Origin of the sequence: Pseudarthrobacter sp. AL07 (assembly GCF_029960665.1) — a bacterium.
GTDB lineage: Bacteria > Actinomycetota > Actinomycetes > Actinomycetales > Micrococcaceae > Arthrobacter.
In genome coordinates, this window is record NZ_JASBRB010000026.1 from 34,181 (window position 1) to 48,174 (window position 13,994).

Here is a 13,994-nt window from a genome sequence, read left to right on the forward strand (position 1 = left end):
TCGGTGCCTGCCGATACGTTCGTGGTGACCACAGCCACTTAGAGGGGACCACGCAGCATGCCGGACTCAGCATCGTTCGAATCAACACCTGCAAAGGTCGGCATGCCGGACTGGTACCCGGAATTGTTGGAATCTGTCTCCAGAGAGGTCAGCGCCGGCCGTTCCAGGGCCATTGCTTCCGTCAATCGGGAAATGCTCCTGTCCTATTGGACGATTGGCCGCGAGCTTGCCAGCCGGGAGTCAGCGCAAGGGTGGGGCAGCAAAGTAGTAACACGGCTCTCCGCTGACGTGCGCAGTGCTTTCCCGGAGGCGACCGGCTTCTCGCCACGGAACCTCCGGTACATGAAGTCGTTCGCCCAAGCCTGGCCGGACTTTCCAATGTTGCAAGCGCCGCTTGCAACATTGCCTTGGTACCACCAGATAGCCCTGCTCGAGAAGCTCGGCGACCCGAAAACCCGCCTTTGGTACGCGGCCGCCGCCGTCGAAAACGGCTGGTCACGCAATGTCCTGGCGCATCACATCGAGACGAAACTGCACCAGCGTTCCGGCAAGGCGGTCAACAACTTCAAGGCGACGCTGCCGCCGTCGGATTCCGACCTCGCCGAGCAGTCGTTCAAGGATCCCTATGTCTTCGACTTTCTGGCAATGACGGACAAACGGAACGAACGCGGGCTTGAGGATCAGCTCATCCAGCACGTCGAAAAATTTCTCTTGGAACTTGGGCAGGGGTTTGCCTTTGTCGGACGGCAGGTGCGGCTCACCATAGGCGACGACGAATTCTATGCCGACCTGCTGTTCTACAACTTCAGGCTTCGCTGCTTTGTGGTGGTCGAACTGAAGGCCACGGCCTTCATCCCCGGTCACGTGGGCCAACTCAACATGTACATGTCGGCCGTGGACGACCTTCTGGCCCACCCGGAGGATAAACCCACTGTCGGACTTCTCCTCTGCAAGACCAAAAACAACGTGGTGGCTGAATACTCGCTGCGCGGCTTCTCAAGTCCCATCGGCGTGGCCGAATGGGAATCCGAAGTGGTCAAATCCTTGCCCGAGGAATTCGCGACAACCCTGCCCAGTATCAGCGAACTCGAGGCGGAGCTTTCCCAAAACGAAGGTTCTGAATGATCAACCCTGCCGGAGCCGAAATTGGCCTGACTTCAGGCTACAATTCCAGCATGAGAACGGTACCGCTGAGCGAAGCCAAGGACAAGCTGTCCGCCCTCGTGGAGGAAGCGGATGCGACGCATGAGATCATCCAGATCACCCGGCACGGTCGCCCGTCCGCCGTGCTGATGTCGGCGGATGATCTGGAGTCCCTGCAGGAGACCATCCACTGGCTCTCCCAGCCGGGTATCCGTGAAGACCTCGACCAGGCCCGGCTCGACGTTGCCGATGGCAACACGACCAGCGGCGATGACCTCCGCCGGGAGTTCGGTCTGCCACCCCGGTGAGCCACGGACAAGATGCCCTCCCTGCGCCGTGGAAGATTGAGGTGACGAGCCCAGCCCTGAAGGGTTTCCGCCGTCTGCCCGAAAAAGCAGCGGCGGCCATTATTGAATTCGTCACCGGCGCCCTGTCCAAGAATCCGTACCGGCTCAGCAAGCCCCTCACCAACGAACTGCTCGGTCTGCACTCGGCGAGGCGCGGCGACTACAGGGTGCTGTTCACCTTGGATGTCGAAGCCCATATCCTGTACGTCCACCGCATCCAACACCGGTCCGACGTCTACAAACCACGTTAGGCAAAGTAAATGACTTTGGGGGAACAACCGTGAGCACAACACCCGTAAAAATCCCGGCCATCGGCTTTTCCGAGGCCGACTGGGAAGGCGTGGCCAAGGAACGGCTCGGCGAGCTCGACTGGAAACCGATGAACGGCCAGGACATTGCTCCCGGCACCGGCGAACGCGACTCCTGGGACGAACTGCTCATCCGTCCCCGCCTGCTCACGGCCCTGCAGAAATTCAACCCCACGGTCCCGCTGCAATACCTGCAGCAAGCTGCCGCCGAGATCGCGGCGCCCAAGTCAACAGATCCCATGGCCGAAAACCACGGGATCCACGGCTACTTCGTGGACGGGTACCGGCTCAGCTACATCGACAGCGACGGCCTCGAAGCCAACCCCACCATCCGACTGCTCAGCCCCGACCCCGACCAGAACCACTGGCTCGCCGTTAACCAGGTCACACTCATCCAGGGCGACTACAAACGCCGCTTCGACGTGGTCCTCTACTGCAACGGCATGCCCGTCAGCATCGTCGAACTCAAGAAGGCCGGCAGCCCCCACGCCGACGTCGCCGCCGCGCACGCCCAACTCCAGACCTACCTCCGCGAATTCCCGCTCGCCTTCCGCTTCTGCGTCTTCACCCTCGCCTCTGACGGGATCGAGGCCAAGTACGGTACGCCGTTCACGCCCCTCAACCACTTCTCACCATGGAACGTGGACGACGACGGCGTCCCCGTCGCACCGGGTTACATGGAAGACGGGGAGGCGGTCACCCCGCTGGAAACAGCCCTGAACGGGCTGTACAACCAGACCCGCTTCCTGCAGCTGGTCAACAACTTCACCGCGTTCGACGGCGGCTCCGAGGGTTTGACGAAAAGGATCGCCAAACCGCACCAGTACTTCGCCGTGACCAAGGCCGTGGGCAGCACCGTCCAGGCGGTGGAAAGCAACGGCAAGGCCGGCGTCGTCTGGCACACCCAGGGGTCGGGCAAATCCATGGAAATGGAGTTGTACACCAACCTTGTGGCGCGGCATCCCCGGCTGAAGAACCCCACGGTTGTGGTCATCACGGACCGCAACGAACTGGACGGCCAGCTGTTCGAAGGGTTCGCCAAAAGCCTACTGTTGGCCGAGGCACCCAAGCAGGTCCGCCGTCGTAATGAACTCCGTGAAGAACTGTCCAACCGAACCACCGGCGGCATCTACTTCACCACGCTGCAAAAGTTCGGCCGCAGCAAGGCCGAGAAGGACGCCGGCGCCGACCACCCGCTGCTGTCCGACCGGCGGAACATCATTGTGGTGGTGGATGAGGCACACCGCAGCCACTACGACGACCTGGACGGCTACGCCCGGCACCTCCGTGATGCCTTGCCGCACGCCACTTTGATCGCTTTCACCGGCACGCCGATTTCCTTTGACGACCGCAACACCCGGGACGTGTTCGGCGACTACATCGACGTCTACGACCTGTCCCGCGCCGTGGAAGATGGCGCCACCGTACCCGTCTACTTCGAACCGCGGCTGATCAAAGTGGAGCTGGCCGCCGGCGTGACCGAGGAAGACCTGGACCAGTCCGCCGACGAGCTGACCACCGGGCTGGACGATACGGAACGGGCGCGCATCGAGGCGAGTGTCGCCGTCGTCAACGCGGTGTATGGTGCGCCGCAACGAATTGCCGCGCTGGCCGAGGACCTGGTGGCGCACTGGGAGAACCGCAGCGCGCGGATGAAGAAGTTCATCGAATCCCCGGGCAAGGCGATGATCGTAGGCGGAACGCGGGAGATCTGCGCGAACCTGTACGCGGCGATCGTGGCGCTGCGCCCAGAGTGGCACTCGGACGACCTGACCAAGGGGAAGATCAAGGTGGTGTACTCCGGGACGCCGTCCGATGTGCCCCCGGTGTCCACGCACGTTCGCCGCGATTCGCTGAACGCTCTGGTGAAGGAGCGGCTCAAGGATGTGGACGACGAGCTGGAACTGGTGATCGTCAAGGACATGATGCTCACCGGCTACGACTCTCCTCCCCTGCATACGCTGTACCTGGACCGGCCGCTGCGGGGTGCGTTGCTGATGCAGACGCTGGCCCGGGTGAACCGGACGTTCCGCGGCAAGGAGGACGGGCTGCTGGTGGCGTACGCGCCGCTGGCGGAGAACCTCGCGAAGGCGCTCGCGGAGTACACGGACACCGACCAGCAGAAGAAACCGGTGGGCAAGAACATCGACGATGCGATTGCCGTGACTGCCGATTTGGTTGCTAAGATCTCCGGCTTGCTGGCTGGGTACGACTGGCGGGCTGTGTGGATGAAGGGCGGGCCGAAGGCGTACCTGAACGCCGTGACCGGCGCCGTGAACTACCTGCGCGCACCTTCGACGCCGTTCAGTTCCTCTGATGATGAGACCTTGGCTGCGGCGTACCGCAGGTTGTCCGGGCAGCTCTCGCGGGCCTGGGCGCTGTGTTCGGGGGCCTCGACTATGGCGCCGCTGCTGCCCGAGGTCAAGATGTACGAGGAGATCCGGGTCTGGATGGCGAAGTTCGATGCCAGCGACCGGCAGGCTTCGGGTGAGCCTGTCCCGGAAGACATTCAGCGGCTGTTGGGCGAGCTGATTGCTTCTGCCACGTCCTCCGGGGAGATCCTTGATATCTACGAGGCCGCGGGAATGCCGAAGCCATCCCTGGATGACCTGACTCCGGAGTTCATCGCGAAAACGCAGAAGGCGCGGAACCCGCAGCTGGCCATCGAGGCGTTGCGGAAGCTGATTGCCGAGGAATCTGTGGCTACGACGCGCAACAACGTGATCCGGCAGCGGGCCTTCTCCGAGCGCATCACTGAGCTGATGAAGAAGTACACGAACCAGCAGCTTACGTCTGCGGAGGTTATTGCCGAACTGGTGGAACTGGCACGCGAGGTTGCCGCCGAGGGCAACCGTGGCGCAAACTTCACTCCCCCGCTCAATTCGGACGAGCTGGCATTCTACGACGCGGTGGCTTCGAACGAGTCTGCCGTGGATGTCCAGGGTGAAGGCATCCTGGCCGACATTGCCCGCGAGTTGGTCGCCGTGATGCGGCGGGACGTCCGGACTGACTGGACTGTGCGTGACGACGTACGAGCCAAGCTGCGCTCATCAATCAAGCGGTTGCTGGTTCGATTTGGGTATCCGCCGGACAAGCAGCCCGAGGCAATCAAGCTGGTCATGGAACAGATGGAGTCGATGGCGCCAAGGTTTGCTGAGGCACGCGTGTAGCCCACGAGATTTCCGCCAATAGGCGGTCGCAACAACACTACGAAAAATGGGGAAATGACTACTTACGAAACATCCAATGGAAACGCGGTGCCGCAAGTACCGCCGACACCAGATCACGCACCTCAGCTGAAGGCCAAGCGGCTGAAGTTAAAGAAGCTCCGGTCGGCCAACAGCGCCCGGATCATTGTGGGCTCTGTCTTGGGTCTGCTGCTGATAATCACCTGGATCGTCAACAACCCCGCCATGAGTGGCAGCAGCCCCTCCGACTGGAAGTCGGAGCTGAGCGCGGCCGATCTAAAGAACACCATGAACAACGGCGAGACAAAGGGCGCCCCGCAGCAGACAGTTGTCAACGGTTGGTACGCCAATGACATCGCCGCTGTCACTGCTGCGCAGAACACTTACATTGCCGCAAGTTCCGCCCGGAACGGGAATCTCTTGACGCTGGTGGGCTTTGGGTTGGCCGGCGAACTGATTATCCGCGGCGCCGAGCGGGCACGCATCACCCGCCGCGCTGCCGCGTAGCGACGTTTGCCTGAACGTCGGCGGACCTCACTTCTGGTAAATGTCCCGACGGTGCCCCAGATTGACGACTACTACCAAGAGCACGTCATCCTGGATGGTGTAGATGATGCGGTAGTCGCCGACACGGACCCGATAGCCAGGACGGCCGCTCAAGGCGATTGCCTTGGGCGGCCGTGGGTCCTGGCCGAGGAGGGCGATGGCACCCTGAATCCGCGCACGGTCCTCGGGATGCACCTTCTTGAGTGCGCGGATGGCCGCAGGTCTCAGCTCGATCCGGTACCGACTCATGCCCAGCCCAGGTCCGCCTTCGCCTGAGCCCAGGGAATGTTCTCGCCTTCTTCCGCCATTGCCGCATCGAACGCCGCAATGTCCTCGACTTCTTCCAAAGCATCGAGCATCTGCTCATAGCGCTCTGGCGATACTAAGACGGCTGCCCGATGTCCGCGGCGCTCAATGAATACCGGCTCAAATACAGCCTTTTCGATGAGCTCGGGCAAGTGCGATCGCGCGTCCGTGATGTTGATGGTCGACATGCCTCAAATGTACATCCGCCAAAGCTAGATGTACATCTGGTTCATCAACGCGGGAGCAGACGACCTCGCCCCGCGCAAAATGTCAGACCCCCCTTTCATAGTGGGTACATGGCAAGCGAAGCGGTACTAGAGGCATTTGAGGCGATAGACGCCGCTGTTGCCATGCTTCGCGACGAGGTGGCTCAATCCGGTTGCGGGTCGCCCTCGGTCTCCGACCCTCTGGCCGTCGTTGCTGACGAATGCCTGGACATCCTCGCCGGGATCGCACGGGCTGAGGCTCGGATCGCAGCATTGAAGGCGGAGGCAGCCGCTGCATATGCGGACTCGGCGCGGTCGGCGGCACCTCTGGACAGACCGGTCCAGTCGCAGGAAATGGCAATTGCGGCCGAAGTGGGCTGCGTACTGGCCATCGGCGACCGGGCCGCAGGCGCGCTGCTGGAGCAATCCTACGCTTTGGCAACATCTCTGCCACGCACTCTTGCAGCCCTTCAGGCGGGAACGGTTTCGTGGCAGCACGCCAGGGTGATGGTGGAAGAGACCGCCACCCTTGACCGCGACGCAGCCAAGGCACTGGAAGCCCACTTCCTCGATGCTGACGCGCCCAATCCTGCCTGCGGTTGCCCGGCCGGCGAGATGCCCGCCTACAGGTTCCGGCGGAAAGCCCAGACCTGGCGGGAACGCCACCACCCCGACAGCATCGAAAAACGCCACGCTAAGGGCGTCGAGGAAAGGTGCCTGGAAAATACCCCGGAGCAGGACGGCATGGCGCGGATCTCCGCCTACCTGCCCGCGGACCAGGCGGCTGCGATCTGGAACCGCATTACCGCCATCGCGCGGGGCCTGCAGGGTCCCCAGGAGGACAGGACGCTCACGCAGCTGAGGGCAGACGTCTTCGCGACGGCAGCCCTGCGAAGCGACAGCGACAGCGGCTGCACCCGCTGCCGCAACAGCATCGGCAGCAGCGGGACTGCGGCTAGGGCGGGGGCACCCGGTCTTGCCGATATCCCCACACCCCGGGCGGAGGTCCTGATCACCGTCCCCATCTTCTCCCTGCTCGGGGTGACCGAGGAGCCGGCGATGCTTGACGGGTACGGACCCATCCCAGCCTCCATGGCACGGGATCTGGTGGCCAACGGAGCTGACTCGTTCCACCGGGTACTCGTCGATCCGCGGGATGGGGCACCTTTGGAAATCGGCCGCACGAGTTACCGGCTTACGAAGGCCATGCGGAACTGGCTACGGATGCGCGACGGCAAATGCCCATTCCCCGGCTGCAGCAACCATTCCCTGGACAACGAGGCAGACCACCTCCTGGCCTGGCATCACGGCGGAACCACCGGGATCAGCAACCTTGGACAGCCATGTCGCCGGCACCACAGCCTCAAACACGCCAGCGGCTGGAATCCGACGCCGGCAACAAAGAATGAGCCGCCCGGCTGGATCTCACCAACAGGACGCAAATACAAAAGCGAACACCAGGATTGGGAACCACCCCACTGGCCGCCTTCACTGGGGCCGCGAGCCGGCGAGGGGCACCGCTCTGAGCCGTATGCACCGCGGTCCACCGCCTCGCGCGGGACGGTGGACTATGTTCAGATGCCGCCATCGGCGGGAGAAGACTGCCTTCGCGCGTACCTCAGTGCAAGATGAGCTGCCGGACGAACCTGCCGGGCCTCGACCGCCGTGGGCTCCGCTGCGCCACCGCCTGTCCCGCGCGCCGGATCCACGTTGACCTGTCCCCCAACGCACAAGGGACGCCGCACAAAGCGTGCGGAGTCCCTTGTTGTTGTCAGGTCCTTGAAGAAATTATCGGGTCCTAGAAGTCCCAGTCGTCATCCTCAGTATTAACAGCCTTGCCGATCACGTACGACGAACCAGATCCCGAGAAGAAGTCGTGGTTCTCGTCGGCGTTCGGTGACAGTGCCGAGAGGATGGCCGGGTTCACGTCGGTGACGGAAGCCGGGAACATGGCCTCGTAGCCCAGGTTCATCAGGGCCTTGTTGGCGTTGTAGTGCAGGAACTTCTTGACGTCCTCCGCCAGGCCAACGGAGTCGTAGAGGTCGTGCGTGTACTGGACCTCGTTCTCGTACAGCTCGAAGAGCAGTTCGAACGTGTAGTCCTTGATCTCCTGCTTGCGCTCCTCGGAAAGACCTTCGAGGCCCTTCTGGAACTTGTAACCGATGTAGTAACCGTGAACGGCTTCATCGCGGATGATCAGGCGGATCAGGTCGGCCGTGTTCGTTAGCTTGGCCCGTGAGGACCAGTACATCGGAAGGTAGAAGCCCGAGTAGAACAGGAAGGACTCCAGCAGGGTGGAGGCCACCTTGCGTTTCAGGGGATCGTCGCCCTGGTAGTAGTCCATGACGATCTGGGCCTTCTTCTGAAGGTTCACATTCTCGGTGGACCAGCGGAATGCCTCGTCGATCTCCTTGGTGGAGGCCAGCGTGGAGAAGATCGAGGAGTAGCTCTTGGCGTGCACGGACTCCATGAACGCAATGTTCGTGTAGACGGCTTCCTCGTGCGGGGTGATCGCGTCCGGAATCAGCGAAACGGCACCGACGGTGCCCTGGATGGTGTCCAGCAGGGTCAGGCCCGTGAACACGCGCATGGTGAGCTGCTGCTCGTCGGGGGTCAGTGTGGCCCACGACTGCACGTCGTTGGACAGCGGGATCTTCTCCGGTAGCCAGAAGTTGTTGACCAGGCGGTTCCAGACGTCTACGTCCTTGTCGTCTTGGATGCGGTTCCAGTTGATCGCTTCGACGTGGCTAAGAAGCTTGACCTTTTCGGTCATGTCATCCCCTAAGTGTTTGGGTTCTTGTTTACGTTAAGCCTACGACGGGGAACCATCACCCGCCGTCGTACTCATGCGTTTGTTGCGGCTGTACTTGGGACCGGAGCTGGGGCTCACCAATCATGCCGGCTCGCCCCAGCCCCGCGTCTTCTTCTAATTTCGTGATACTAGTGGTACGGCCGCAAGCAGGGCTGTGGGCCGCTGCACGTCATACATCCATCGTCAGAATTCTCTTCGTCGTCCATATTGCGACGTTCCGAGCGAGGTTCCTGACAAGAGTCGTAGTTCATAGAACCAGACTCCTTCCGGTGAAACTCATACCGTATCTGGTGGCGTGATCACGTCCTACGGTGCGGCCCGCCATCTGACTGATGGCGTCTCCGGAATCGTGCTACAGTCTCTCTATTCAATTACTAGAAACTCTGCACCGGACCTTCATCCGACTGTGGAGCGAGATTTGCGTAGGGCCGGATGTTGACGCATCCGGCCCTACTTCTATTTCCACAGGCGAACTACCGTGGGTGACGACGGCGGGCGGGCGCCCGCCGTCGTGCGCTTCACTATTTAGTTGAATCTACAACTAAAGCATACAGCTGACGCAGCCGTCCACCTCAGTTCCCTCCAGCGCGAGCTGGCGGAGACGGATGTAGTAGATGGTCTTGATGCCCTTCTTCCAGGCGTAGATCTGGGCCTTGTTGATATCGCGCGTGGTGGCGGTGTCCTTGAAGAACAGCGTCAGGGACAGGCCCTGGTCCACGTGCTGCGTGGCAGCAGCGTAGGTGTCGATGACCTTCTCGTAGCCGATCTCGTAAGCGTCCTGGTAGTACTCCAGGTTGTCGTTCGTCAGGTACGGCGCCGGGTAGTACACGCGGCCCAGCTTGCCTTCCTTGCGGATCTCGATCTTGGACGCCACCGGGTGGATCGAGGAGGTGGAGTTGTTGATGTAGGAAATCGAGCCCGTCGGCGGCACGGCCTGCAGGTTCTGGTTGTAGATGCCGTGCTCCATAACGGAAGCCTTCAGCTCGCACCAGTCATCCTGGGTGGGGATGTGGATGTTCTTGAACAGCTCCGCAACCTTCTCGGTCTGCGGCACCCACTCCTGCTCCGTGTACTTGTCGAAGAACTCGCCCGACGCGTACTTGGACTTCTCGAAGCCGCCGAAGGTCTGCCCGGTCTGGATGGACAGCAGGTTCGAGGCGCGGACCGCGTGGTACACCACCGAGTAGAAGTAGATGTTGGTGAAGTCCAGGCCCTCTTCGGAACCGTAGTGGACCCGCTCGCGGGCCAGGTAGCCGTGCAGGTTCATCTGGCCCAGGCCGATGGCGTGGGACTGGTCGTTGCCGCGGGCGATCGAGGGCACCGAGGTGATGTTGGACATGTCCGAGACCGCCGAGAGGGACCGGATGGCCGTCTCGATGGTCAGGCCGAAGTCCGGGCTGTCCATCGCCTTGGCGATGTTCAGCGAACCCAGGTTGCAGGAGATGTCCTTGCCGGTCTCGGCGTAGGACAGGTCATCGTTGTACGTGGTGGGCTGGGAAACCTGGAGGATCTCCGAGCACAGGTTGGACATGATGATCTTGCCGTCGATCGGGTTTTCCCGGTTCACGGTGTCCTCGAACATGATGTACGGGTAGCCGGATTCGAACTGGATCTCGGCGAGGGTCTGGAAGAACTCGCGCGCCTTGATCTTGGTCTTCTTGATCCGGGAATCGTCCACCATCTCGTAGTACTTCTCGGTGACCGAGACATCGGAGAACGGCATGCCATAGACGCGCTCGACGTCGTACGGGGAGAACAAGTACATGTCCTCGTCCTTCTTGGCCAGCTCGAACGTGATGTCCGGGATGACAACGCCCAGCGAGAGGGTCTTGATGCGGATCTTCTCATCCGCGTTCTCGCGCTTGGTGTCCAGGAAGCGGTAGATGTCCGGGTGGTGCGCGTGCAGGTACACCGCACCGGCACCCTGGCGGGCACCGAGCTGGTTGGCGTAGGAGAAGCTGTCCTCGAGGAGCTTCATCACGGGGATGACGCCGGAGGACTGGTTCTCGATCTGCTTGATGGGGGCGCCCACTTCGCGGATGTTGGTCAGCGCGAACGCCACACCGCCGCCGCGCTTGGACAGCTGCAGGGCCGAGTTGATGGACCGGCCGATCGACTCCATGTTGTCTTCGATGCGGAGCAGGAAGCAGGAAACCAGTTCGCCACGCTGGCGCTTGCCGGCGTTCAGGAAGGTCGGGGTGGCCGGCTGGAATCGGCCTTCGATGATCTCGTCCACCATCTGCAGGGCGAGCTTCTCGTCGCCGCGGGCCAGGTGCAGGGCCACCATGCAGACGCGGTCCTCGTAGCGCTCCAGGAATCGATTGCCGTCGAACGTCTTCAGCGTGTAGGAGGTGTAGAACTTGAACGCGCCCAGGAAGGTTTCGAAGCGGAACTTCTTCTTGTACGCGCGGTTGTAGAGCTCGCGGATGAAGTTCATCGTGTACTGGTCGAGGGTTTCGCGCTCGTAGTACTGGTTCTTCACCAGGTAGTCGAGCTTCTCTTCCAGGTCATGGAAAAAGACGGTGTTGTTGTTCACGTGCTGCAGGAAGTACTGGTGTGCAGCCTCGCGGTCGGCCTCGAACTGGATCTCGCCGTTCGGACCGTACAGGTTCAGCATGGCGTTGAGCTCGTGATAGCCCAGGCCCTTATAGGCGGCCGGCATCTCGGGCTTCTCGACGGCGGCGCCTGCGCGGGTGCCCTGGCCTTCGGCCCTGGTTACTTCTGTTTCTGCGACAGTCGTGTCCAAAACGTGTCCAATCCATTGTGTACGCGGGCGACGTCTTCTGGCGTGCCCATAAGTTCAAATCTGTAAAGCCGGGGGACGTTGCACTTGGCGGCAATGATGTCCGCGGCCATGCAGTAGTTGTCCCCGAAGTTTGTGTTGCCTGCACCGATAACCCCGCGGATCAGTTGCCTGTTCTGCGGGTCGTTCAGAAAGCGGATCACCTGCTTGGGCACGGAGCCCTCTCCCCCGGTGCCCCCGTAGGTCGGCACTACCAGCACGTAAGGCCGGGTGGCGAGAAGTGGTGCATCCTTTGCATGGAGCGGGATACGTGCCAGCTCACATCCGAGCTTCGCGACAAAGCGGCTGGTGTTCTCGGAGGTGGAGGAAAAGTAGATGAGCTGGCTCTTTGTGGTGACAGGCGCCAACGGGGCCACCTGGGCCCTGACTACTGCCAGTGCTGACACGGGAGTCACCTCATGTGTGCGGATTGAAAGTTGCCAGCTGGCGGAAAGTTTAAGGCCTTAGGCCACGGAGGAAACGGCAGACAGTGCCAGTTCCTCGATCTTGTCCGGACGGAAGCCTGACCAGTGGTCCTGGTCCGTGACTACAACAGGTGCCTGCATGTAGCCCAGCGCCTTAAGGCGTTCGAGGGCCTCTGCGTCCTGGGAGATATCAACGCTCTGGTAAGTGATGCCCTTTTTGTCCAACGCACGGTAGGTTGCGTTGCACTGTACACACGCAGGTTTGGTGTAAACCGTAACGGTCATTGTCCCTGTCCCCTTTATCGAAATCTTCGCTCGTCTTCGTCCTGCCCAAGCTGTACGTCGATACTACATGTAGTGCAGACGGCTCTTCGGAACCCCAAGATGATGTATTACAAGTATGTCATTTAACGCACTTTTAATCCACAGGCAAGCGCCCTCAAAATGTCCGGAATCCCGCCATTTTTGCGGACGAAATCCACACCCTGTGGAGTACTTAGCCACAATTAACCCCCAGCGTGTCGCGTACGGGGCGGCGTGTCGCGCGGGGCTCGAACAGGCCAAACCGGAGTCTTAACTCCGTACCGTGGGCAGCGACGCCAAGAGGCCCATGGCGCGGTCGAGCAGGTCATCCATGCTTCCCCGGGCCGCTCCGGCCACAGCCTGCCTCGCCACGGCATCCGCACGGACCGTGTCCCCGGACTCCAGCGCCGCGCTGGCCTCTGCCAGGAGGATCTCAACCTGTACCCAGGTGTACGAATCAGTGACCCGGCTGCAGAGGATCCCCGCGTTCTTCATCCACTCCAGTGCAGTATCGGCGTTGCCCTCCAGCAAATGCGTGAGCCCGATGGTCTTCGCAGCAAGGCCTTCCCAGCAGGGGTCCTGCAGCTGGTGTGCGAGCGCGAAGGTTGCCTCCGCCTGCTCCCGGACCACCCCGGGCCGTTCTCCATCGGACAGACGGGCATGGGCCAGCCACGCTTCCGGCCAGGGCCGGAATGCCGTCCAGCGTTCGCGGCGGGCCAGTTCGCAGGATTGCCGGGCCCATTCTCCGGCCTCGTCCACGCGGCCCAGGAGGAACAGGCTTCGTGCCCCCAGTCCCAGGTTCCAGGCTTCACGCCTGACGGCACCGGCACTCCGGCTCAGCTCGACGGCGGCAGCGAACTGAGCGGCACCTGCTTCAAGCTTGCCCCAGTCGCTGAGGTTCATGGCTTCAAACCCGGCAATGGCAGCGTCGAGGGACGGATCCCCGGTTGCCAGCCCGCGGGCAGTTTCCAAGTATCCGGCGGCACTGGCCCGCCGTCCGGCGAGGATGTCAACATATGCCAGCTCCGACAGCGCCTTTGCCGTTACCGGCTCCGCGCCGGCGGCAGACGCCAGGTCTACGGCGGCGGCAAGAATGATGGAGCCTTCGTCGTCGTAGCCTCGAATTGAGTGGACGAGCGCCGCGCCAAGCTCGGTCAGGCAGCGGCTCAGCAGTTCCTTGTCGCCGGATAACTCGGCTGCGGCGGACGCTCCGCGCAGACATTCGATCCCGGCGTCGGCAGCGCCGGCTGACAGGGCGGCAAGCCCGGCCTCGCACAGGGACTGGGCGGACGCACGGGCTGAAACACCGGGTACCGGCGCCGCGACGGCGGGCCGTGCGGCCGCGCGGAGGGCCGCGGTGGGCCTTGTTCCGAGCTCGGCGGCGAACATTGCTTCGCTGGCGTCGGCCTGCCGGAGGGCAGCGGCCACATCACCGGATGAGGCCAGCGCCTTGACCAGCAGGATGTGCGGCCCTTCTTCGAAGGGCGCCCGTGCCACCATGGCCCGGGAAAGTTCCACGGCCCGGGCGGACTGCCGGGCAGAAAGCGCCCGAAGAGCGGCCTGCCTCAGGGCGCCAGGACTCTGGACATAGCGTTTTAATTGTTGGCTGACGTTTCTTTGTTTTTGAT

At 62.0% G+C, this 13,994-nt stretch carries 13 protein-coding genes; 6 read left to right on the top strand and 7 right to left on the bottom strand.

What is annotated here, in order from left to right; genetic code table 11:
* Positions 1-57 precede the first annotated feature (57 nt).
* From QK290_RS15645 to QK290_RS15665, 5 genes are read left to right on the top strand one after another with little or no spacing between them, the layout of a single operon-like run.
* The gene (locus tag QK290_RS15645) at positions 58-1,125 is read left to right on the top strand and encodes a PDDEXK nuclease domain-containing protein (protein WP_282331545.1); all 1,068 of its coding nucleotides are present in this window, start codon (positions 58-60) and stop codon (positions 1,123-1,125) included.
* A gap of 50 nt (positions 1,126-1,175) precedes the next feature.
* Positions 1,176-1,451 carry a type II toxin-antitoxin system Phd/YefM family antitoxin gene (locus tag QK290_RS15650; protein WP_282331546.1) on the top strand — a complete coding sequence of 92 codons (276 nt, stop codon included), beginning with the start codon at positions 1,176-1,178 and terminating at the stop codon, positions 1,449-1,451.
* Positions 1,448-1,741, top strand: a complete 294-nt coding sequence (locus QK290_RS15655; RefSeq protein WP_282331547.1) for a type II toxin-antitoxin system RelE/ParE family toxin — start codon at positions 1,448-1,450, stop codon at positions 1,739-1,741. The genes QK290_RS15650 and QK290_RS15655 overlap by 4 nt, the downstream gene beginning before the upstream one ends.
* 59 nt (positions 1,742-1,800) lie before the next feature.
* Positions 1,801-4,968: a type I restriction endonuclease subunit R gene (locus QK290_RS15660; protein WP_282331558.1), complete on the top strand. Its 3,168-nt coding sequence runs from the start codon at positions 1,801-1,803 to the stop codon at positions 4,966-4,968.
* Between the two features lie 54 nt (positions 4,969-5,022).
* Positions 5,023-5,493 carry a hypothetical protein gene (locus QK290_RS15665; RefSeq protein WP_282331548.1) on the top strand — a complete coding sequence of 157 codons (471 nt, stop codon included), beginning with the start codon at positions 5,023-5,025 and terminating at the stop codon, positions 5,491-5,493.
* A 27-nt stretch (positions 5,494-5,520) separates the two neighbouring features.
* Here QK290_RS15665 and QK290_RS15670 read toward each other — a convergent pair whose 3' ends face one another.
* The gene (locus QK290_RS15670) at positions 5,521-5,781 is read right to left on the bottom strand and encodes a type II toxin-antitoxin system RelE/ParE family toxin (protein WP_282331549.1); all 261 of its coding nucleotides are present in this window, start codon (positions 5,779-5,781) and stop codon (positions 5,521-5,523) included.
* Positions 5,778-6,026: a type II toxin-antitoxin system Phd/YefM family antitoxin gene (locus QK290_RS15675; RefSeq protein WP_282331550.1), complete on the bottom strand. Its 249-nt coding sequence runs from the start codon at positions 6,024-6,026 to the stop codon at positions 5,778-5,780. The genes QK290_RS15670 and QK290_RS15675 overlap by 4 nt, the downstream gene beginning before the upstream one ends.
* Before the next feature lie 108 nt (positions 6,027-6,134).
* Between QK290_RS15675 and QK290_RS15680 the strand changes: the two genes are divergently transcribed.
* Entirely contained in the window at positions 6,135-7,676 is a 1,542-nt protein-coding gene (locus QK290_RS15680) for an HNH endonuclease signature motif containing protein (protein WP_282331551.1), read from the top strand.
* Between the two features lie 166 nt (positions 7,677-7,842).
* Here QK290_RS15680 and nrdF read toward each other — a convergent pair whose 3' ends face one another.
* The 5 genes from nrdF to QK290_RS15705 form a co-directional block, all read right to left on the bottom strand.
* On the bottom strand, positions 7,843-8,817 hold the full coding sequence (gene nrdF, locus QK290_RS15685) for a class 1b ribonucleoside-diphosphate reductase subunit beta (RefSeq protein ID WP_024368367.1): 975 nt from the start codon (positions 8,815-8,817) through the stop codon (positions 7,843-7,845).
* Between the two features lie 580 nt (positions 8,818-9,397).
* The gene (nrdE, locus tag QK290_RS15690) at positions 9,398-11,518 is read right to left on the bottom strand and encodes a class 1b ribonucleoside-diphosphate reductase subunit alpha (protein ID WP_282331560.1); all 2,121 of its coding nucleotides are present in this window, start codon (positions 11,516-11,518) and stop codon (positions 9,398-9,400) included.
* A gap of 53 nt (positions 11,519-11,571) precedes the next feature.
* A complete protein-coding gene (gene nrdI, locus QK290_RS15695) occupies positions 11,572-12,036 on the bottom strand; it encodes a class Ib ribonucleoside-diphosphate reductase assembly flavoprotein NrdI (RefSeq protein ID WP_282331561.1) in 465 nt (154 codons plus the stop codon).
* Between the two features lie 66 nt (positions 12,037-12,102).
* Entirely contained in the window at positions 12,103-12,348 is a 246-nt protein-coding gene (nrdH, locus tag QK290_RS15700; protein WP_013601222.1) for a glutaredoxin-like protein NrdH, read from the bottom strand.
* A 288-nt stretch (positions 12,349-12,636) separates the two neighbouring features.
* Positions 12,637-13,994 (bottom strand): BTAD domain-containing putative transcriptional regulator (locus QK290_RS15705; protein ID WP_282331553.1); only part of this gene is annotated, 1,358 nt, incomplete at its 5' end.

Bases quoted from the DNA above. Each gene is read 5' to 3' on its own strand.
- nrdH (WP_013601222.1), bottom strand. From the start codon at position 12,348: ATGACCGTTACGGTTTACACCAAACCTGCGTGTGTACAGTGCAACGCA.
- QK290_RS15645 (WP_282331545.1), top strand. From the start codon at position 58: ATGCCGGACTCAGCATCGTTCGAATCAACACCTGCAAAGGTCGGCATG.
- QK290_RS15680 (WP_282331551.1), top strand. From the start codon at position 6,135: ATGGCAAGCGAAGCGGTACTAGAGGCATTTGAGGCGATAGACGCCGCT.
- nrdF (WP_024368367.1), bottom strand. From the start codon at position 8,817: ATGACCGAAAAGGTCAAGCTTCTTAGCCACGTCGAAGCGATCAACTGG.
- QK290_RS15675 (WP_282331550.1), bottom strand. From the start codon at position 6,026: ATGTCGACCATCAACATCACGGACGCGCGATCGCACTTGCCCGAGCTC.
- nrdE (WP_282331560.1), bottom strand. From the start codon at position 11,518: ATGCCGGCCGCCTATAAGGGCCTGGGCTATCACGAGCTCAACGCCATG.
- QK290_RS15665 (WP_282331548.1), top strand. From the start codon at position 5,023: ATGACTACTTACGAAACATCCAATGGAAACGCGGTGCCGCAAGTACCG.
- QK290_RS15650 (WP_282331546.1), top strand. From the start codon at position 1,176: ATGAGAACGGTACCGCTGAGCGAAGCCAAGGACAAGCTGTCCGCCCTC.
- QK290_RS15670 (WP_282331549.1), bottom strand. From the start codon at position 5,781: ATGAGTCGGTACCGGATCGAGCTGAGACCTGCGGCCATCCGCGCACTC.